This is a genomic window from Streptomyces deserti (assembly GCF_054782695.1).
Window position 1 is genome coordinate 1 of sequence record NZ_BAAGRZ010000038.1, and the last position, 19,219, is coordinate 19,219.

The 19,219-nt window shown below is 73.3% G+C and carries 18 protein-coding genes; 14 read left to right on the forward strand and 4 right to left on the reverse strand.

All coding sequences use genetic code 11. From position 1 onward, the window contains the following. Nucleotides 1-155: 155 nt before the first annotated feature. Nucleotides 156-404 carry a hypothetical protein gene (locus ACYVMZ_RS35235; RefSeq protein ID WP_461086951.1) on the reverse strand — a complete coding sequence of 83 codons (249 nt, stop codon included), beginning with the start codon at nucleotides 402-404 and terminating at the stop codon, nucleotides 156-158. 345 nt (nucleotides 405-749) lie between these two features. Between ACYVMZ_RS35235 and ACYVMZ_RS35240 the strand changes: the two genes are divergently transcribed. The 6 genes from ACYVMZ_RS35240 to ACYVMZ_RS35265 all read left to right on the forward strand — a co-directional run bounded on the left by ACYVMZ_RS35240 (nucleotide 750) and on the right by ACYVMZ_RS35265 (nucleotide 8,343). Further along, nucleotides 750-1,583 (forward strand): M55 family metallopeptidase, encoded by an 834-nt coding sequence (locus ACYVMZ_RS35240; RefSeq protein WP_461086952.1) that lies wholly within the window; start codon nucleotides 750-752, stop codon nucleotides 1,581-1,583. Continuing rightward, complete coding sequence (locus ACYVMZ_RS35245) at nucleotides 1,576-2,907, forward strand: M20/M25/M40 family metallo-hydrolase (RefSeq protein ID WP_461086953.1); 1,332 nt, start codon at nucleotides 1,576-1,578, stop codon at nucleotides 2,905-2,907. The genes ACYVMZ_RS35240 and ACYVMZ_RS35245 overlap by 8 nt, the downstream gene beginning before the upstream one ends. A gap of 15 nt (nucleotides 2,908-2,922) precedes the next feature. After that, complete coding sequence (locus tag ACYVMZ_RS35250; protein ID WP_461086954.1) at nucleotides 2,923-4,875, forward strand: prolyl oligopeptidase family serine peptidase; 1,953 nt, start codon at nucleotides 2,923-2,925, stop codon at nucleotides 4,873-4,875. Further along, on the forward strand, nucleotides 4,872-5,792 hold the full coding sequence (locus ACYVMZ_RS35255) for a S66 peptidase family protein (protein WP_461086955.1): 921 nt from the start codon (nucleotides 4,872-4,874) through the stop codon (nucleotides 5,790-5,792). Before ACYVMZ_RS35250 ends, ACYVMZ_RS35255 begins: the two co-directional genes overlap by 4 nt. Nucleotides 5,793-5,932: 140 nt before the next feature. Continuing rightward, a complete protein-coding gene (locus tag ACYVMZ_RS35260) occupies nucleotides 5,933-7,720 on the forward strand; it encodes a CocE/NonD family hydrolase (RefSeq protein ID WP_461087006.1) in 1,788 nt (595 codons plus the stop codon). A gap of 59 nt (nucleotides 7,721-7,779) precedes the next feature. Further along, nucleotides 7,780-8,343 carry a GNAT family N-acetyltransferase gene (locus ACYVMZ_RS35265; RefSeq protein ID WP_461086956.1) on the forward strand — a complete coding sequence of 188 codons (564 nt, stop codon included), beginning with the start codon at nucleotides 7,780-7,782 and terminating at the stop codon, nucleotides 8,341-8,343. A gap of 54 nt (nucleotides 8,344-8,397) precedes the next feature. Here the strand turns inward: ACYVMZ_RS35265 and ACYVMZ_RS35270 are convergent, their stop codons facing one another. Then, nucleotides 8,398-8,745, reverse strand: a complete 348-nt coding sequence (locus tag ACYVMZ_RS35270; protein WP_461086957.1) for a VOC family protein — start codon at nucleotides 8,743-8,745, stop codon at nucleotides 8,398-8,400. A gap of 305 nt (nucleotides 8,746-9,050) precedes the next feature. Here ACYVMZ_RS35270 and ACYVMZ_RS35275 point away from each other — a divergent pair, with 305 nt between their 5' ends. Further along, nucleotides 9,051-9,527 carry a phage holin family protein gene (locus ACYVMZ_RS35275; protein ID WP_461086958.1) on the forward strand — a complete coding sequence of 159 codons (477 nt, stop codon included), beginning with the start codon at nucleotides 9,051-9,053 and terminating at the stop codon, nucleotides 9,525-9,527. Between the two features lie 6 nt (nucleotides 9,528-9,533). Then, a complete protein-coding gene (locus ACYVMZ_RS35280; protein ID WP_461087007.1) occupies nucleotides 9,534-10,598 on the forward strand; it encodes an SDR family oxidoreductase in 1,065 nt (354 codons plus the stop codon). Here the strand turns inward: ACYVMZ_RS35280 and ACYVMZ_RS35285 are convergent. Together ACYVMZ_RS35285 and ACYVMZ_RS35290 are read right to left on the reverse strand one after the other, a co-directional pair. Beyond that, nucleotides 10,595-11,686, reverse strand: coding sequence for an enolase C-terminal domain-like protein (locus ACYVMZ_RS35285; protein ID WP_461086959.1), 1,092 nt, complete (start codon nucleotides 11,684-11,686; stop codon nucleotides 10,595-10,597). The genes ACYVMZ_RS35280 and ACYVMZ_RS35285 overlap by 4 nt on opposite strands. 18 nt (nucleotides 11,687-11,704) lie before the next feature. Next, complete coding sequence (locus ACYVMZ_RS35290; RefSeq protein WP_461086960.1) at nucleotides 11,705-12,667, reverse strand: LLM class F420-dependent oxidoreductase; 963 nt, start codon at nucleotides 12,665-12,667, stop codon at nucleotides 11,705-11,707. Between the two features lie 170 nt (nucleotides 12,668-12,837). Between ACYVMZ_RS35290 and ACYVMZ_RS35295 the strand changes: the two genes are divergently transcribed. The 6 genes from ACYVMZ_RS35295 (at nucleotide 12,838) to ACYVMZ_RS35320 (ending at nucleotide 19,215) form a co-directional block, all read left to right on the forward strand. Then, nucleotides 12,838-14,718 (forward strand): NAD(P)/FAD-dependent oxidoreductase, encoded by a 1,881-nt coding sequence (locus ACYVMZ_RS35295; protein WP_461086961.1) that lies wholly within the window; start codon nucleotides 12,838-12,840, stop codon nucleotides 14,716-14,718. Further along, the gene (locus ACYVMZ_RS35300) at nucleotides 14,715-16,562 is read left to right on the forward strand and encodes a transketolase (RefSeq protein WP_461086962.1); all 1,848 of its coding nucleotides are present in this window, start codon (nucleotides 14,715-14,717) and stop codon (nucleotides 16,560-16,562) included. The genes ACYVMZ_RS35295 and ACYVMZ_RS35300 overlap by 4 nt, the downstream gene beginning before the upstream one ends. Continuing rightward, complete coding sequence (ligD, locus tag ACYVMZ_RS35305; RefSeq protein WP_461086963.1) at nucleotides 16,559-17,488, forward strand: non-homologous end-joining DNA ligase; 930 nt, start codon at nucleotides 16,559-16,561, stop codon at nucleotides 17,486-17,488. Before ACYVMZ_RS35300 ends, ligD begins: the two co-directional genes overlap by 4 nt. Before the next feature lie 93 nt (nucleotides 17,489-17,581). Beyond that, complete coding sequence (locus tag ACYVMZ_RS35310; RefSeq protein WP_461086964.1) at nucleotides 17,582-17,944, forward strand: gas vesicle protein GvpO; 363 nt, start codon at nucleotides 17,582-17,584, stop codon at nucleotides 17,942-17,944. Between the two features lie 63 nt (nucleotides 17,945-18,007). Then, entirely contained in the window at nucleotides 18,008-18,442 is a 435-nt protein-coding gene (locus tag ACYVMZ_RS35315; protein WP_461086965.1) for a gas vesicle structural protein GvpA, read from the forward strand. Next, complete coding sequence (locus ACYVMZ_RS35320) at nucleotides 18,439-19,215, forward strand: GvpL/GvpF family gas vesicle protein (protein ID WP_461086966.1); 777 nt, start codon at nucleotides 18,439-18,441, stop codon at nucleotides 19,213-19,215. The genes ACYVMZ_RS35315 and ACYVMZ_RS35320 overlap by 4 nt, the downstream gene beginning before the upstream one ends. Nucleotides 19,216-19,219: the final 4 nt, after the last annotated feature.

Here is a 19,219-nt window from a genome sequence, read left to right on the forward strand (position 1 = left end):
CCGTGGCGGCCGTGATCGACCGGACCCGCGACGCCGTCCGCAAGGTGATGGGCCTGGACGGCTGATCAGCGCGGGCTGCCCGATCCGCCTGCCCTCGTCGCCTGCCCTCGTAGGTTGTCCCGCCGGTTGCCCCCGTCGGTTGCCCTCGGCGGTCCTCAGGCGCCGAGCCGTGTCACGGTGCCGTCCAGACGAGCGGCCATCTCCTCCAGATCGTGCCGGGACGCTGTGCCGGTACTGAGCTGGGCGAGGAGATCCTTTCGGGAGACGACCTCCAAGGCCCCTCGGTACCGGTCGGTGTCCAGCGCCGACGCCGGGACGACCTCGGCGGCGCCGGCGACGACGACCAAGGTCGGGTTCCCGGCATCGGACTCCAGCAGATCTTTCACGTGCTCGGGTGTGATCATGTCGGTACGTCCTTCCCGGAACGGCTTCCACCGTCGGCTCCGGCGCGGCTGAGCCCTGGTGCGGGACAGCCGTGCCCATGGCGACCGAGTGCCCCGGCTTCGCCGGCCATGCCGCCGACGGCCCGGAGGGCCGCACCGGTCCTGACGCGAAGGGCCGGGCCGCGCACGGTCCCGCGGCCGGCGCCCGGCACGTCGGCGGCGCCTCGCCGGACTCCCAGGTCCTCCCACGATCTTGGCCGGGGCCTCCGGCGCCTGGTCTGCGCGGTGCCGAGGTCCGGGAAAAAGGGCTCAACCTCCTCTCCGTCCCGTAGGAAGTCCCCTCGCCGACGCGTAGTGTGAAGCACCATGAAGATCCTCATCAGCGCCGACATGGAGGGGGCCACCGGCGTGACCTGGCCGGCCGACGTGCTGCCGGGGACGCCGCAGTGGGAGCGGTGCCGGGCGATGTTCACCTCGGACGTGAACGCCGCCGTGCTGGGCTTCTTCGACGGCGGCGCCGACGAGGTCCTCATCAACGAGGCGCACTGGACCATGCGCAATCTGCTGCTGGAGCGGCTGGACGAACGGGCCCGGCTGCTGACCGGCCGGCACAAGGCGCTGTCCATGGTGGAGGGCGTGCAGCACGGCGACGTGGACGGCATCGCGTTCCTCGGCTACCACGCGGGCGCCGGCATGGAGGGCGTCCTCGCCCACACCTACCTCGCCAACTCCGTCACCGGGGTCTGGCTGAACGACGTACGGGCCAGCGAGGGACTGCTCAACGCGCACGTCGTCGCCGAGTTCGGGGTGCCCGTCATCCTGGTCACCGGGGACGACGTGGCCTGCGAGGACGCCCTCGGATACGCGCCCGGGGCGCTGAAGGTCGCGGTCAAGGACCACGTATCGCGGTACGCGGCGGTGTGCCGGACGCCGGCCAGGACCGCCGCCGAGATCCGGGCGGCGGCCAAGGAGGCTGCCGGGCTGGCGGTGCGACAGGAACCCGGCCAGGCAGGGCCCTTCACCGTCGCCGTGGAGTTCGACGCCGAGCACCTGGCGATGGCCGCCACCGTCGTGCCGGGTGTGGACCGGATCGGAGAGCGGAAGGTGGCCTACACCAGCGCCACCATGTACGAGGGGATCCGCACCTTCAAGGCGGTCACCACGATCGTCGGCGCCGCGGTGGAGGAGGAGTATGGCTGAGCAGGCCGAGCAAGCGGAACAAGTGGACGCGCAGGCACTGGACGAGGTCGTGAGGTTCACCTCCGACCTCATCCGCATCGACACCACCAACCGGGGCGGCGGCGACTGCCGGGAGCGGCCCGCCGCCGAGTACGCCGCCGCGCGGCTCGCGGAGGCGGGGCTGGAGCCGGTGCTGCTGGAGCGCACCGAGGGACGGACCAACGTCGTCGCCCGCGTCGAGGGCAGCGATCCCTCGGCCGACGCGCTGCTCCTGCACGGTCACCTGGACGTCGTACCCGCCGAGGCCGCCGACTGGAGCGTGCACCCGTTCTCCGGTGAGATCCGCGACGGGGTCGTGTGGGGGCGCGGCGCGGTCGACATGAAGAACATGGACGCGATGATCCTCGCCGTGGTGCGGGCCTGGACACGGCAGGGCCTCAGGCCCCGGCGGGACGTCGTGATCGCCTTCACCGCGGACGAGGAGGCCAGCGCCGAGGACGGCTCCGGATTCCTCGCCGACGAGCACGCCGCGCTGTTCGAGGGCTGCACCGAGGGCATCAGCGAGTCCGGCGCCTTCACCTTCCACGACGGAAGCGGGCGGCAGATCTACCCGATCGCGGCCGGGGAGCGCGGCACGGCCTGGCTGAAGCTCACCGCGCGCGGGCGGGCCGGGCACGGCTCCAAGGTCAACCGGGACAACGCGGTGACCCGGCTGGCGGCCGCGATCACCCGGATCGGCGAGCACGAGTGGCCGCCGCGGCTGACCCCGACCGTGCGCGCGGCCCTCACCGAACTCGCCGCACTGTACGGCATCGAGACCGACCTGACCGACGTCGACGCCCTGCTGGACAAGCTCGGCCCGGCCGCGCAGCTCGTCGGGTCCACCGTCCGCAACAGCGCCAACCCGACCATGCTGGACGCCGGTTACAAGATCAACGTGATTCCGGGGGAGGCCGTGGCCTACGTGGACGGCCGCTGTCTGCCCGGCACCGAGGACGAGTTTTGCGCGACCCTGGACCGGCTCACCGGGCCGGACGTGGAGTGGGAGTTCCACCACCGGGAGGTGGCCCTTCAGGCGCCGGTGGACTCGGCGACGTTCGCGCGGATGCGGGCGGCGGTCGAGGAGTTCGCGCCCGAGGGGCATGTCGTGCCGTTCTGCATGCCCGGCGGCACGGACGCCAAGCAGTTCTCCCGCCTCGGCATCACCGGCTACGGATTCACGCCGCTGAAGCTGCCGGTGGGCTTCGACTACGGGGCCCTCTTCCACGGCGTGGACGAGCGCGTGCCCGTCGAGGCACTGCACTTCGGCGTCCGCGTACTCGACCGGTTCCTGCGCACGGCCTAGACGAAGGGGGAAGACGTGCGGACCCTGCCGTACGGTGCGTGGCCCTCACCCATCGACGCGGCCCTGGCCGCCGCCCACGACGGGCACCCCGAGTTCGTGGGCTTCGTCGGCGACGAGGTGTGGTGGACCGAGTCCCGGCCCACCGAGGGCGGCCGGCGCACCCTGGTGCGGCGCCGTGCCGACGGCGGCGAGGAGTCGGTGCTTCCCGCGCCGTGGAACGTGCGCAGCCGGGTCATCGAGTACGGCGGACAGCCCTGGGCCGGGACCGTGGTCGACGGTGAACCGCTCGTCGTCTTCGTGAACTTCGCCGACCAGCGGCTGTACCGGTACGCGCCGGGCGGCGCACCGCGCCCGCTGACCCCCGTGTCCCCGGTCGGCGGCGGCCTGCGCTGGGCCGAGCCGCTGCTGCGCCTGGAACTGGGTGAAGTGTGGTGCGTGCTGGAGGAGTTCACCGGCGACGGACCCACCGACGTGCGCCGCGTCCTCGCCGCCGTACCCCTGGACGGCTCCGCCGCCCGGGACCGGGACGCCGTGCGCGAACTCACCGACGCCCGGCACCGGTTCGTGACCGGGCCGCGGCTCTCGCCCGACGGGCGGCGCGCGGCCTGGCTGGCCTGGGACCACCCGCGCATGCCGTGGGACGGCACCGAACTCCTCGTCGCCGAGGCCGGCGCCGACGGCACCCTGCGCGGCGCACGCACGGTGGCCGGCGGACCGGAGGAGTCCATCGCACAAGCCGACTGGTCGACAGACGGCCGTCTCCTGTATACGAGCGACCGTACGGGCTGGTGGAACCTGTACCGCGACGGCGAACCCGTGTGCCTGCGCGAGGAGGAGTTCGGCGGGCCGCTGTGGAACATCGGCCTGAGATGGTTCGCCCCGTTGGAGAACGGACTGATCGCCGTCGTCCACGGTCGGGGGACGACCGTACTCGGGATACTGGATCCCGAGACCGGTGAGCTCGTCGACGCGGCCGGTCCCTGGACCGAGTTCGCGCCCACCCTCGCCGTGCACGGCGAACGCGTCGTCGCCGTCGGCGCCAGCCCGCGCAGCGCGTACGAGGTGGTGGAGCTGGACGCCCGTACCGGCCACGCCCGGGTGATCGGCGCAGAGCACGACGACGCGGTGGACCCGGCGTACTACCCGGAACCGCAGATCCGCACCTTCACCGGGCCGGACGGCCGCGAGATCCACGCGCACGTCTACCCGCCGCACCACCCGGACTGCGTCGCGCGCGACGACGAGCTGCCGCCCTACGTCATCTGGGCGCACGGCGGGCCCACCAGCCGGGCACCGCTCGTGCTCGACCTGGAGATCGCCTACTTCACCTCGCGCGGCATCGGCGTCGCCGAGGTCGACTACGGCGGCTCCACCGGGTACGGCCGCGCCTACCGCAACCGGCTGCGCGAACAGTGGGGCGTCGTCGACGTCGAGGACTGCGCCGCCGTCGCGCAGGCCCTGGCCGACGAGGGCACCGCCGACCGGGCACGGCTCGCCGTCCGCGGCGGCAGCGCGGGCGGCTGGACCGCCGCCGCCTCCCTCACCACGACCGACGTCTACGCCTGCGGCACGATCAAGTACCCCGTCCTCGACCTCACCGGCTGGGGCTCGGGCGAGACCCACGACTTCGAGTCGCAGTACCTGGAGACCCTGATCGGGCCGCTCGCCGAGGTGCCCGCGCGGTACGCGGAGCGCTCGCCCGCCGCGCACGCCGACCGCCTCACCGCGCCCTTCCTGCTGCTCCAGGGCCTGGACGACGTGATCTGCCCGCCCGCCCAGTGCGAGCGCTTCCTGACCCGGCTCACCGGCCGCCGGGTGCCGCACGCCTACCTCACCTTCGAGGGCGAGGGGCACGGCTTCCGCCGGGCCGAGACCATGGTGCGCGCACTCGAAGCCGAACTCTCCCTGTACGCGCAGGTGTTCCGGCTCAATCCGCCCGGTGTCCCCACGTTGGAGCTGGTCAAGTGAGACAGCTGGTACGACCGCCCCGACTCGCCCCGGGCGCCCGCGTGGCCGTCGTCGCGCCCAGTGGGCCCGTACCCGAGGAGCGGCTTCAGGCCGGGCTCGACGTGCTGCGCGGCTGGGACCTCGACCCGGTGGTGGCGCCCCATGTCCTGGACCGGCACGGCGCGTTCGACTACCTCGCGGGCACGGACGCCGACCGGGCCGCCGATCTGCAGCACGCCTGGTGCGACCCGTCCGTCGACGCCGTGCTGTGCGCCCGGGGCGGATACGGTGCGCAGCGGATCGTCGACCTGCTCGACTGGACGGCGATGCGGGCGGCCGGGCCGAAGGTGTTCGTCGGGTTCAGCGACATCACCGCGCTGCACGAGGCGTTCGCCACCCGGCTGGGCCTGGCCACGCTGCACGGGCCGATGGCGGCGGGCGTCGACTTCATCAAGCACGCCCGGGCCCAGGAGCACCTGAAGGCCACCCTCTTCGCCCCGGAGACGGTCCGCACCCTCCCCGCGGGCACCGCGCTGGTCCCCGGGCGGTCCCGGGGCGTCACGCTCGGCGGCTGCCTGAGCCTGCTCGCCGCCGACCTGGGCACCCCGCACGCCCGTCCCTCCGCCCGCGGCGGCCTGCTGTGCCTGGAGGACGTGGGGGAGGAGACGTACCGGCTCGACCGCTACCTCACCCAACTCCTGCGGGCCGGCTGGCTCGACGGGGTCCGCGGGGTGCTGCTGGGCTCGTGGGAGCAGTGCGACCCGTACGAGCGGGTCCGCGCGCTGCTCACCGACCGGCTCGGCGGCCTCGGCGTGCCCGTCGTGGAGGACGTCGGCTTCGGGCACTGCGACGGGGCGCTCACGATCCCCTTCGGTCTCGCGGCCCAACTGGACGCCGACGCGGGCACGTTGACCCTCGACGAACCCGCGCTCCGCTGATCCCACCCCAACAGGGCACGGGCAGAGCTTCACTGAATGTCCGTCAAGAAACCCCGGGTGCGGTGATTGACCCCGCCTGACACGTGTCACAGCATGAGACCGGCCAGTACCTACTGGCCGGTATTCGGGTCGTCCTCAGTGTGGAGGTCCATGTGTCCCGACGCGTGCCCAGATCTCGCGCCCCGCTCGCCCTCGCCGTCTGCGCCGCCCTCATCGCGCCCCTCGCCTTCACCGCCCCCGCCGCCGCGACCACCGTCCCGTACACCGTCACCCCGCTCACGTTCACCGTCCGGGCGGGCGGCCGCGTCTGCACCGTCGACGCCGACCTGTACCGGCCCGCGGGCGTGGACCGTGCCCGTCCGGCACCAGCCGTACTGGCCACCAACGGCTTCGGCGGCAGCAAGTCCGACGGCTCCACCGACGCCATCGGCAAGGCCTTCGCCCGGCGCGGCTACGTCTCCCTCGTCTACTCCGGCCTGGGCTTCGGCCGCTCCGGCTGCCTCATCTCCCTCGACGACCCGGCCGTCGACGGCGTCGCCGCCGCCCAGCTCGTCGACTTCCTCGGCGGCAAGCGGGCCGCCGACGACGGCACCACGGCCGACTTCGTCACGCGCGACGGCCCCGGCGACCCGCGCGCCGGCATGATCGGCGGCTCCTACGGGGGCGCCATCCAGCTGGCGACGGCCGCTGTCGACCACCGCGTCGACGCGCTCGTCCCGATGATCACCTGGCACGATCTGGCGTACTCGCTCGACCCCAACAACGCCGCCGGCGGCAAGAACGTCCCCGGCGCCTTCAAGTGGCAGTGGACCAACGGCTTCTACCTCATCGGCGAGAGCCAGCCGCTGACCCAGCCGAACATCGACCCCTCCCGCATCAACTCCATCGACTGCCTGCACTTCGTCACCCGGGCCTGCGAGACCGTCCGCACCCTCAACTCCGGCCGCTACCCGGCCGGCCGTACCGCCGAACTGCTGGCCTACGCACGCAGCGTGTCCCCCGTGTCGTACCTGAGCCGCGTCAAGGCCCCCACCCTCCTGGTCCAGGGCCAGGCGGACACCCTGTTCAACCTCAACGAGGCCACGGCGACGTACCGGACGCTCAGGGCCCAGGGCACCCCCACCAAGATGATCTGGCAGTCGTGGGGCCACAGCGGCGGGATGACCGCCGGTGAACTCGACCTGTCCCAGGGCAACCTTGAGACCAGCTACGTCGGGCGGCGTGTCCTCGCCTGGTTCGACCGCCACCTGCGGGGGCGGACCGGCGTCGACACGGGACCGGCCTTCGCCTACCACCGCGACTGGATCACCGACCCGGAGCGCACGTACGCCACCGCCGACCGCCTCCCGTCCCCCGACCTCAAGCTGTACCTCTCCGGCGACGGCACACTCGTCGACGACCGAAGCGAGGTGGTCCGGGGCAGCCGCTCCTACACCAACCTGCTGGTGCCGACGAGCCATTCGGAGAGCTCCTTCGCCGGGATCCTCGGACTGCCGGACCCGGCGCCGTACGACCGGAAGGGCACCCACCTCGGCTGGACCAGCGCGCCGCTGGGCAGCGCCCTCGACGTCGTGGGCGCACCCCGGGTCACCCTCAAGGTCGTCTCCCCGGCGGCCGAGCGGACGCAGGCCTCGGGCGACGCCGCCGACAAGCTCGTCCTGTTCGCCAAGCTCTACGACGTGGCCCCCGACGGCACCCAGACCCTGGCGCGGCGCCTGGTGGCACCGGTCCGTGTGCCCGACGTGACCCGGCGCTTCACCGTCACCCTGCCCGGGATCGTGCACCGGTTCGACAAGGGCCACCGGCTGCGGTTCGTGATCGCGGCGAGCGACGACGCCTACTTCGGCAACCGGGGGATCAAGCCGGTGACCGTGGTCAGCGCGCCGCAGGACACCGGGGTGCTCCAGTTGCCGGTCGCCGGCCGGTGAGTCACCCGGAGGGGCCGCTTTCATGAACCGGCACGTCAGGCACGTCGTAGGGTGGCGGCGTGCCTGACAACGCTTCCCGTTACCTCGCCGAAGGCCCCCGGGTCGGCATACGCCATTTCACCTACGAGGACGGTGCGGAGTTCACCGCCCGCGTCCGGGAGAGCAAGGACCTGCACCACCCGTGGCTGTTCCCGCCGGACACCGCCCAGGCGTACGCCGCGTACGCGGGCCGGCTGATCGAGGACCCGACCAAGGCCGGGTTCCTGGTCTGCGAGAAGGACGCCCGGGCCGCCCGGCCCGGCGCCATCGCCGGGTTCATCAACATCAACAACATCGTCGAGGGCGGCTTCCAGTGCGGGACGCTGGGCTACGGCGCCTTCGCGCACGCGGCGGGCCGCGGGTTGATGCGCGAGGGCCTCGACCTCGTGGTGCGCCACGCCTTCGGGCCGATGCGGCTGCACCGGCTCGAGATCAACGTGCAGCCCGCCAACGCCGCGTCGATCGCCCTGGCCCGCAGCTGCGGGTTCCGCCTGGAGGGCTTCTCCCCGGACATGCTCTTCATCGACGGGGCGTGGCGGGACCACGAGCGCTGGGCGATCACCGTCGAGATGCTCCGCAGGTGAAGGACCGGGTGAGTGCCGTGCCGGCCTTCGGGGGACCCTGCGGGCCCTGACGGCTCAGGCGCGGCGGTCCACGTACTCGTACACCGTCCCGTCCGGATGCCGCGCGATCAGGTTGCGGCCCACCTGCGTCGGCAGCGGGCCGGCGATGATGTCGGCGCCCAGCTCGGTGAGCACGTGGTGTGTCTCCTCGACGTCCTGGACGGCGATGGTCGCCGCGACCTTGCGCAGCAGCTCCAGCGCGCTCGCGGGACCGCTCATCAGCAGGAAGCAGCCGACCGCGGCGACCTGGACGCCGCCGCGTTCGAAGCGGAGGGCTCTGCCGCCCGCGAGCCGCTCGTAGAAGGGGATCGCGGTCTCGAGGTCGTCGACGCAGACGCGCAGTGTGGCACCGAGAATCTCCATACGGAGGAGCCTAGTTGCGACGGCCGGGGCAGGAGATCCATCCGGACGATCTTCACCGTCTCCTCGATCTCCCGTCCCGGCCGCCGGCGCGGGCCGATGCGCGGATCAGCCCATGGCCCTGCGTACGACGTCCCGGGCCCGGTCGCGGGCCGGGTTCTCCAGCCTCCCGCGGTCGGCGACCCGGTCGAAGTGCGCGAAGTCGACGTGCGTGTCGGTCGGGTGGGCTGCGCCCGTGGCAGGGTGCGGCGGGCGGGCAGCCGTGGCGGCGGGCGTTACGCGGCAGGGGGCCCGGGTACCCGGCGGCCATGGAGCGCTTGGATCACCTGGAGCATCTGGACAAGCATCTGGTCGACGAGCTGGCGCAGGTGGCGCGCGAGACCGTCCGGGACGAACTACGCGAGCAGACGCGCAAGCAGCGCCGCACGGCCATGCTGTACGCCGCGTCCGGCGCGCTCGCCCTGTACGCGGGCGCGGCCCTCGCACTCGCCGTCGGCCTGGCCCTGGCCCTCGCTCTGCCCGACTGGGCCGCCGCGCTGATCACCGCCGCGATCCTGGGCGTCGTCGCCTATGTGCTGCGCGGCGCGGCCCGGCCGTCCGCCTCCCGGCCGGCCCCCGAGTGCGCGGCCGGCCCGGCCACGGCCCAGGACACCGGTACGGCCGTCCCGTCCGCCGGGGCACCGGCCGGCATCGCGTACCCGCCGGTGCCGCCCGCCCCGCCCGCCCCGGGCACCGTGCCGCCACGGCCGCACGACGACCCCGAAGCACCGCACCACCGGGCGTGACCAGTGGTGCGCAAGGCCTGGACGAAACCGCTGCCGAGGCACGGCAGGGTCGTGGTCGTCACCGGGGCCAGCGGCGGTGTGGGGCGGGCCACGGCCCGGGCCTTCGCCGCCCGGGGCGACCGGGTCGCCCTGCTGGCCCGGGGCCGCGAGGGACTGGCCGCGGCGGCGGACGAGGTGCAGCGCGCCGGCGGTGAGGCGCTCGTCGTCCCCGCGGACGTCGCCGACGCCAAGGCCGTCGACGACGCCGCCCAGAAGGTCGCCGACACCTTCGGCCGGATCGACGTATGGGTCAACAACGCCTTCGCCGGGGTCTTCGCGCCGTTCACGGAGATCACCCCGGACGAGTTCCGCCGGGTGACCGAAGTGACGTATCTGGGCTGTGTGTTCGGCACCCGGGCGGCCCTGCGGCACATGCTGCCGCGCGACCGCGGCACGATCGTGCAGGTCGGTTCCGCGCTCGCCTACCGCGGGATTCCGCTGCAGTCCGCGTACTGCGGGGCCAAGCACGCGATCCAGGGCTTCAACGAGTCGCTGCGCTGCGAGCTGCTGCACGCGCGCAGCGGTGTCCGGACGACGATGGTGCAGCTGCCGGCGGTCAACACCCCGCAGTTCGACTGGGTGCTGAACCGGATGCCGGGCCGGGCCCGGCCCGTCGCGCCCGTCTACCAGCCGGAGGTCGCGGCACGGGCGATCGTGCACGCGGCCGGGCACGGGCGGCGCCGGGAGTACCGGGTGGGCGGCTCGACGGTGGCCACGCTGATCGCGAACGCGGTCGGCCCCGGGCTGCTGGACCGCTACTTGGCCCGTACGGGGTTCGACTCCCAGCAGGACGAGGGCGAGCACGCCGGGCCGGGGAACCTGTGGGCGCCGGCGGACGGTCCGCACGGCCACGACTATGGCGCGCACGGGCGTTTCGACGACGAGGCCGTCGACGACAGCCCGCAGGACTGGGTGTCGCGGAACCGGGGGCGGATGGGCGCGGCCCTCACGGTCGGCGCCGGCGCACTGGCCGCACACCGGCTGATCCGGCCGGCCCGCCGTCAGGGCCCGCCCGGCCCGGCTCGCCGCTAGGCGACGCGGTACTCCTCCACCTCCTCCGCCCGCAGCGTCAGCCCGTGGCCGACGCCCTGCGTGGGGTGGACCGTGCCGCCCGCGGGGTCCAGGGCGCCGTCGAAGAACATGTCCTCGATGCGGACGTGGTCGTGGAACCACTCGATGTGCCGCAGGTTGGGGATCGTGGCGGCGGCCGCCGCGTGGGCGTGCGGGGCGCAGTGCGTGGAGACCTCCAGGCCGTGCGCGTGGGCCAGGGCGGCCGCGCGCAGGAACTCGGTGAGGCCGCCGCAGCGCGTCGCGTCGATCTGGAGACAGTCCACCGCCCCCGCCGTGATCATGCGGGCGAAGTACGGCAGGTCGAAGCCGTACTCACCGGCCGTCACGTCGCACACCAGGGCGTCGCGGACCAGTCGCAGCCCCGTCAGGTCGTCGGAGGACACCGGCTCCTCGAACCAGCCGACCCCGTGCTCGGCCAGCGCGTGCCCGACGCGCACCGCCTGCTTGCGGGTGTAGGCGCCGTTGGCGTCGACGTACAACTCGGCCCGGTCGCCGATGATGTGCCGGGCCGCCCGGACCCGGTGCAGGTCGCGCAGGACCTCGCGCCCCCAGCTCTCCCCGATCTTGATCTTGACGCGCGGGATGTGCTGCCCGTGCACCCAGCCGTTCAGCTGCGCGGCCAGGTGCGTGTCGTGGTACGTCGTGAAGCCCCCGCTGCCGTAGACCCGGACGCGTTCCCGGCGGGCGCCCAGCAGCCGTGCCAGGGGGAGTTCCAGGAGCCGGGCCTTGAGGTCCCACAGGGCGATGTCCACCGCCGAGATCGCGCCGGACGCGATGCCGGGGCGGCCCGCGTTGCGCGCCGAGCGGCACATGACGTCGTGCACGGCCGGGATGTCCAGGGCGCTCATGCCCTCGACGAGCGGGGCGAGGTGCCCGGTGAGGAAGTCGCCGACGGCGGCCGGGCCGTACGTCCAGCCCGTGCCGGTGGCGTCCCCCGCCGCCACCTCGCAGATCACGACGGTGGTGGCGTTCCAGGCCAGTGTGCCGTCCGCCTCGGGGGCGTCGGTCGGCACCGTGTACACGGACACCACGGGTCGGCGCAGCTTCATCGTCCGCCCGGCCTTCCGTCAGCCGTGCCGCTGGAGCTGGGGCAGCACCTTCGTGCGGTAGAAGTCGAAGAAGCCGCGCAGGTCGGGGCCGATCTGGTTGACGTAGACGACGTCGAAGCCGGCGTCGGCGAACTGCTTCAGCTCGGCGATGTGCTCCTCCACGTCGTCGCCGCACACCCGGTTCTGGCGCACCATGTCCTCGGTGACCAGCTGCTGCGCCTGCTCGAAGTGCTTCGGTGAGGGCAGCACCTGGCCGAGCTCGCCGGGCAGCAGCTCGTTCGCCCAGAGCCGGTGGACGGTCCGTACGCACTCGTCCCTGTCGGTGCCGTAGCAGACCTTGGTGCCGCCGCTGACGGGCTTTCCGCCGCCCCCGCCCTTGCGGTACTGCTCGACCATCGAGGCGTCCGGCATGACCGTGATGTAGCCGTCGCCGACGCGGGAGGCCAACTGGGTCGCCGCGGGGCCGAAGCCGGAGATGTCGATCGGGATCGGCTCGTCGGGGACGGTGTACAGGCGGGCGTTCTCCACGGTGTAGTGCGGGCCGTGGTGGTTGACCTCCTCGCCGGTGAACAGGCGGCGCATCACCTGGATGGCCTCCTCCAGCATCTCCAGCCGTACGTGCGCGGGCGGCCAGTGGTCGCCGAGGATGTGCTCGTTGAGCGCCTCGCCCGAGCCGACGCCGAGGCGGAAGCGGCCGTTCGTCATCACCGCGCTGGTCGCCGCGGCCTGCGCCACCACCGCCGGGTGCATCCGCACGGTCGGGCAGGTCACCGCCGTCTCGATGGGCAGCGACACCGCCTCCGACAGCGCGCCGATCACCGACCACACGAACGGGCTCTGGCCCTGCTCGTCGTTCCACGGGTGGTAGTGGTCGCTGATCCACAGCGCCTGGAAGCCGGCCTGCTCGGCCATGCGCGCCTGCTCGATCAGCTCGGCGGGACCGTACTGCTCGCACGAGAGGAAATAGCCGTACTCGGGCATGGGGGGTGGGCCTCCGAGACGTGGGTGGTTCGTATCCGGCTCCGGGTACCCGGGGGCCGGGCCGGAAACCGGCGGACACCGGTGCCCCGGCGGCCGGCGCACGTTTGGGTGTCCTGACCAGGGGGACGCGGAAGGCTCCCGAGCCACGCGAACAGCGCCGGAGGCGAACCGTGAGTCGACCCCGCATCGTGATCGTCGGAGCCGGCTTCGCCGGGTACCGGACGGCCCGCACCCTGTCCAAGCTCACCCGCGGCAAGGCCGACATCACCCTGCTCAACCCGACCGACTACTTCCTGTACCTGCCCCTGCTGCCCCAGGTCGCCGCCGGCATCCTGGAGCCGCGCCGGGTCACGGTCTCCCTCTCCGGCACCCTGCCGCACGTACGGCTGGTGCTGGGCGAGGCCGACCGCATCGACCTCGACGGGCGCACCGTGCACTACACCGACCCCGAGGGCGGCGGCGGCACGCTGGCCTACGACCGGCTGGTGCTGGCCGCCGGCAGCGTCAACAAGCTGCTGCCGATTCCCGGTGTCGCCGAGCACGCGCACGGTTTCCGCGGCCTGCCCGAGGCGCTGTACCTGCGCGACCACGTCACCCGGCAGGTGGAGCTGGCGGCCGCCGCCGACGATCCCAAGAGCTGCGCGGCCCGGTGCACCTTCGTCGTGGTCGGCGCCGGGTACACCGGCACCGAGGTCGCCGCGCACGGGCAGCTGTTCACCGACGCGCAGGTCCGCAAGCACCCGCTGCGGCAGGGCATGCGGCCGCGCTGGATGCTGCTGGACGTCGCGCCGCGCGTGCTGCCCGAGATGGACGAGAAGCTCTCCGCCACCGCCGACCGCGTGCTGCGGGAGCGGGGCGTCGACGTGCGGATGGGGACCTCCGTGAAGGAGGCCACGCACGACGGAGTCCTGCTGACCGACGGCGAGTTCGTCGAGACCCGCACGCTGGTGTGGTGCGTGGGCGTACGGCCCGATCCGCTCGCCGAGTCACTCGGACTGCCCCTGGAACGGGGTCGGCTGCTGGTCGATCCGCACCTCCAAGTCCCGGGCAGGCCCGAGGTGTTCGCGTGCGGGGACGCCGCCGCCGTGCCCGATCTGGAGAAGCCGGGCAACTACACGCCGATGACCGCGCAGCACGCCTGGCGGCAGGGCAAGGTCGCGGCGCTGAACGTCGCCGCGTCGCTCGGCCGGGGGGACGGCGAGCTGCGGCCCTACCGCCACCGCGACCTGGGCTTCGTCGTGGACCTGGGCGGCGTGAAGGCCGCCGCCAACCCGCTCGGCGTGCCCCTGTCCGGTGTGGCGGCGGGCGCCGTCACCCGGGGCTACCACCTCGCCGCCATGCCCGGCAATCGCGTCCGGGTCGCCGCCGACTGGCTCCTGGACGCCGTACTGCCGCGGCAGGCCGTGCAGTTGGGGCTCGTACGGTCCTGGTCGGTGCCGCTGGACACCTCCTCGCCGGAGCTCGCGCGGGTGCCGGGCGGCCCCGGTCGGCGGGGCGAGCCGGGCGAGGCGGGGCAGCGCGACGCGGGCGGCCGGGAACTGGGCCAGGTGGTGGCCGGTCCGGAGGCGCGGCGGCGGGCGGGATCCCGCTCGGGACCGGGAGCCGCGACCCTGGCGGACACGGGCGACGAGCCCGCGCGGAGCCGGTCGGGTGGTGAGGCCGCGAAGAGCCGGTCGGGCGGTGAGGCCGCGAAGGCCCGGCCCGGGGGCGAGCCGGCGAAGAACCAGCCCCGGGGTGAGGCCGCGAAGGCCCAGCCCGGCGGTGAGGCCGCGAAGAGCCAGCCCGGCGGTGAGGCCGCGAAGAGCCAGCCCGGGGGTGAGCCCGCCAAGAACCAGCCCGGGGGCGAGCCCGCGAAGAACCAGCCCGGCGGTGAGCCCGCCAAGAACCAGCCCGGCGGCGAACCCGCACAGAAGCAGCCGGGCGCCGGGCCCCGCGAGGCCCGACCCACCCCCCGGCCACCGGCGGACCAGCCACCCCCCGGCTCCGACGCCGCCCCCGGCCCCGTCAAGCGACCCGACGCATCCGACGACCCCGCCGAAGGAGACTCATGAACACCGGTGAACTCGTCGACCTCGGCCGGCAGTTGCGCGTGGACAGCGTCCGCGCCGCCGCCGCCGCGGGCTCCGGGCATCCCACGTCCTCGATGTCCGCCGCGGACCTGATGGCCGTCCTCCTCGCGCACCACCTCCGCTACGACTTCGACCGCCCCGCCCACCCCGCCAACGACCGCTTCGTGCTGTCCAAGGGACACGCCTCGCCCCTGCTGTACGCCGCGTACAAGGCGGCCGGCGCCATCGACGACGAGGAGCTGCTGACCTTCCGCAAGCTCGGCAGCCGCCTCGAAGGGCACCCCACACCGCAGCGGCTGCCGTGGGTCGAGACCGCCACCGGCTCGCTCGGACAGGGGCTGCCGGTCGGCGTCGGCATCGCCCTGGCCGGCCGGCGGCTGGACCGCACCGGGTACCGCGTGTGGGTGCTGTGCGGGGACAGCGAGCTGGCCGAGGGATCGGTGTGGGAGGCCGCCGAGCACGCCGCGTACGAGCACCTGGACAACCTCACGGCGATCGTGGACGTCAACCGGCTCGGCCAGCGCGGCCCCACCCGGCACGGCCACGACCTCCACGCCTACGCCCGCCGCTTCCAGGCCTTCGGCTGGCACACGATCGAGATCGACGGCCACGACGTCGACGCGATCGACCGCGCCTACGGCGAGGCCCTGTCCACCAAGGGCCAGCCCACCGCGATCCTCGCCCGCACCCTCAAGGGCAAGGGCGTCACGGACGTCGAGGACCGCGAGGGCCTGCACGGCAAGCCGCTGAAGAACGCAGACGAGGCGATCACCGAACTCGGCGGCCCCCGCGACCTGCGCGTCCAGGTGCACGAGCCGCCGGCCGCCCGCATGCTGCACGCCGTGCACACCGGCCGCTTCGACCTTCCCCGGTGGGAGAAGGGCGAGGAGGTGGCCACCCGCAACGCCTTCGGGCAGGCGCTGGCCGCCCTCGGCACCGGGCGCGGCGACATCGTCGCCCTCGACGGCGAGGTCGGCGACTCCACACGCGCCGAGCTCTTCGCCAAGGAGCATCCCGACCGCTACTTCGAGTGCTACATCGCCGAGCAGCAGATGGTCGCCGCTGCGGTGGGACTCGCGGCACGCGGCTGGGTGCCGTACGCCGCCACCTTCGCCGCCTTCCTCACCCGTGCGTACGACTTCGTGCGCATGGCGTCGATCAGCGGCTCCGGCATCAACCTCGTCGGCTCGCACGCCGGCGTCGCGATCGGCCAGGACGGGCCCAGCCAGATGGGTCTGGAGGACCTGGCGATGATGCGGGCGGTGCACGGGTCGACCGTGCTGTACCCGTGCGACGCCAACCAGACGGCACAGCTCATCGGCGCGATGGCGGGCCTGGAGGGCATCCGCTACCTGCGCACCTCGCGCGGCGAGAGCCCGGTGATCTACGGCCCCGACGAGGACTTCCCGGTCGGCGGGAGCAAGGTGCTGCGCTCCTCGGACCGGGACCGGATGACCCTCGTCGCGGCGGGCGTCACCGTGCACGAGGCGCTGGCCGCCGCCGACGCCCTCGACCGGGAGGGCATCGCGGTCCGGGTGATCGACCTGTACTCCGTCAAGCCCGTCGACCGGGCCACCCTGCGCCAGGCCGCCGAGGACACCGGCTGCCTGATCACCGTGGAGGACCACCACCCCGAGGGCGGCATCGGGGACGCGGTCCTCGAGGCCTTCCTCGACGGGCGGCCCGTACCCCGTCTGGCGCGCCTCGCGGTCCGTACGATGCCGGGCTCGGCGTCCCCGGCCGAGCAGCTGCACGCCGCGGGCATCGACGCCGAGTCGATTGCGGCGGCCGGGCGGCTGCTGGTGGAGGAGGCGGTCGTGCCGTGAGCGCGGACGCGGCGGCGCGGACGGTGCGGGCCGGCCGGCGCACGGTGCGCCTCCACCGGCCGGACAAGGTGCTCTTCCCCGGCAGCGGGGACGCCAAGGAGTACACCAAGGGCGACCTCGTCGACTACCACCGGGCCGTCGCCCCGTTCATGCTGCCGCATCTGCGGGGCCGCCCGCTGATGCTCGAGCGGCACCCGGACGGCATCGACGGCCCGCGGTTCATGCAGAAGAACACCCCGGAGAACTACCCGGAGTGGATCACCCGCGTCGAGCTGCCGAAGGAGGGCGGCACCGTCTGCCACACCGTCTGCGACGACACGGCCACCCTCCTCTACCTCGTCGACCAGGCGAGCCTCACCCTGCACCGCTGGCTGTCCCGCACCGGCCGCGTCCACCGGCCCGACCGGATGGTCTTCGATCTCGACCCGGCGGGCGACGACTTCGCGGCGGTCCGCGAGGCGGCCCGGCTGCTCGGTGAACTCCTCGACGAACTGAACCTGCCGTCGGCGCTGATGACCACCGGTTCGCGCGGCCTGCACGTGATCGTCCCGCTGGGCGGCCACCACGACTTCGACGAGGTACGGGCCTTCGCCCGGGACGTCGCCGAAACCCTCGCCGACGCCCACCCCGACCGGCTCACCACCGCCGCCCGTAAGAAGGACCGCGGCGACCGGCTCTACCTGGACGTGCAGCGCAACGCCTACGCGCAGACCGCGGTGGCCCCCTACACCGTCCGAGCCCGCCCCGGCGCTCCCGTCGCCACCCCCGTCTCGTGGGACCAGCTGGACGACCCCGAGCTGCACGCCCGCCGCTGGACCATCGCCGACGCCGTCGAGCAGGCCCGCACCAACCCCTGGTCCGGCCTGATGAACCGCGGCCGCTCCCTGGCCCCCGCGCGGCGGCGACTGAACGCCCTGCGCGGCTGACCGGTTCACTCCGGGCCGCTGAGCAGGGGCGGGGCAGATGAGTGCCACCGCGGAGGTTTGACGAACACACTTGCGGCCACACGAAGGGGGACCATGTCGAACACAAAGAACACCCAAGAGCCACAAGGCTCGCAGAAACCCCAAAAATCTGACACATCGGAAGGCAGCCACACGGCGGAAGACCGGCCGAGCCCCATGGAGGTGCTGCGCCAGGCGCGCAGTCAGCTCGCGGAGCTCACCGGCATGGCCGCCGAATCCGTGTCGTCCTTCGAACAGACGGAGGAGGGCTGGTCGCTGGAGGTCGAGGTCCTCGAACTCCCGCGCGTGCCGGACACGATGAGCCTGATGGCGAGCTACCAGGTGGAACTCGATCCGCAGGGACAGCTCACCGGCTACCGGCGCGTCCGGCGCTACGAGCGCGGACGGTCCGACGCGCGCAGGCCCGGCGGCCACTAGGCCGCCCGACCGGATCCCGGACAAAGAGCCCACATCCCCGGACAAAGAGGAGGAACAGCCGGCATGACTGTCGTACCGGCACAGCAGACCGGCGGCGGAGGCGGCAGCAGCGGCCTCTACGACGTGCTCGAACTTGTACTGGACAGGGGGCTCGTGATCGACGCGTTCGTGCGCGTTTCCCTGGTCGGCATCGAGATCCTGAAGATCGACGTCCGCGTCGTCGTGGCCAGCGTCGACACCTATCTGCGCTTCGCCGAGGCGTGCAACCGGCTCGACCTGGAGGCCGGGCCGCGCAAGAGCCCGGGCCTGCCCGACATGGTCGGCGAGATCACCGAGTCGGGTGCGCGCGGCAAGTCCAAGGGAGCGCTGTCGGGCGCCGCGCAGACCATCTCCGACGCCTTCAAGCAGGCCCGTGACGAGGGCTCCGAGCGCGAGGCCGAGTCCCGCCCGCGTGCCCGCAAGACCACGTCGGCGCGCCGGAAGGAGGAGCAGGAGTGAGCACGTACGTCTACGGCATCACGGCGAGCTCGCATCCCTCGCTTCCCGAGGGTATGGGCGGCGTCGGTGACCCGCCGCGCCCGGTGCGCATCCTCAGGGAGGGCGAACTGGCGGCCGTCGTCAGCGACGCGCCCGAGGGGCTGCGTCCCAAGCGCAAGGACCTGCTCGCCCACCAGAACGTCCTCAGCGAGGCGGGCGCCGCCGGCTGCGTGCTGCCCATGCGGTTCGGCAGCATCGCCCCCGACGACAAGGCGGTCACCGGGGTGCTCGCCGAGCGCGTCGAGCACTACAAGGAACGCCTGCGGGCGCTGGACGGCCGCGTCGAGTACAACATCAAGGCCAACCACGTCGAAGAGGCCGTCCTGCACCAGGTGATGGCCGAGAGCCCGGAGATCCGCTCGCTCGCGGAGGCCAACCGGCAGGCGGGCGGCGGCAGTTACGAGGACAAGCTGCGGCTCGGCGAGATGGTCGCGGCCGCGGTGAAGGCCAAGGAGGCCGACGACGCCACCACCCTGGAGCGCGCCCTGGAGCCGGTCGCCGAGGCCGTCAGCGTGGGACCCGAGTCCACCGGCTGGCTGGCCAACGTCTCGTTCCTGGTGGACCGCGGCTCGGCCGAGAACTTCCTGGCCGCCGTGGAGCAGGCCCGCAAGGACATGCCACACCTGGAGGTGCGGGTCAACGGCCCGCTGCCGCCGTACAGCTTCGTCGAGCCCGGCCCCGCCGAGCCGGCGGGCACCACGGCCGGCGGCGGCGCGGGCACCGGAGCGGGGTGAGGAC

What these genes read in the sequence shown, in the direction of transcription:
- ACYVMZ_RS35315 (WP_461086965.1), top strand. Translation starts at nt 18,008, where the DNA reads ATGACTGTCGTACCGGCACAGCAGACCGGCGGCGGAGGCGGCAGCAGC.
- ACYVMZ_RS35285 (WP_461086959.1), bottom strand. Translation starts at nt 11,686, where the DNA reads ATGAAGCTGCGCCGACCCGTGGTGTCCGTGTACACGGTGCCGACCGAC.
- ACYVMZ_RS35300 (WP_461086962.1), top strand. Translation starts at nt 14,715, where the DNA reads ATGAACACCGGTGAACTCGTCGACCTCGGCCGGCAGTTGCGCGTGGAC.
- ACYVMZ_RS35270 (WP_461086957.1), bottom strand. Translation starts at nt 8,745, where the DNA reads ATGGAGATTCTCGGTGCCACACTGCGCGTCTGCGTCGACGACCTCGAG.
- ACYVMZ_RS35290 (WP_461086960.1), bottom strand. Translation starts at nt 12,667, where the DNA reads ATGCCCGAGTACGGCTATTTCCTCTCGTGCGAGCAGTACGGTCCCGCC.
- ACYVMZ_RS35275 (WP_461086958.1), top strand. Translation starts at nt 9,051, where the DNA reads ATGGAGCGCTTGGATCACCTGGAGCATCTGGACAAGCATCTGGTCGAC.
- ACYVMZ_RS35240 (WP_461086952.1), top strand. Translation starts at nt 750, where the DNA reads ATGAAGATCCTCATCAGCGCCGACATGGAGGGGGCCACCGGCGTGACC.
- ACYVMZ_RS35310 (WP_461086964.1), top strand. Translation starts at nt 17,582, where the DNA reads ATGTCGAACACAAAGAACACCCAAGAGCCACAAGGCTCGCAGAAACCC.
- ACYVMZ_RS35235 (WP_461086951.1), bottom strand. Translation starts at nt 404, where the DNA reads ATGATCACACCCGAGCACGTGAAAGATCTGCTGGAGTCCGATGCCGGG.
- ACYVMZ_RS35245 (WP_461086953.1), top strand. Translation starts at nt 1,576, where the DNA reads ATGGCTGAGCAGGCCGAGCAAGCGGAACAAGTGGACGCGCAGGCACTG.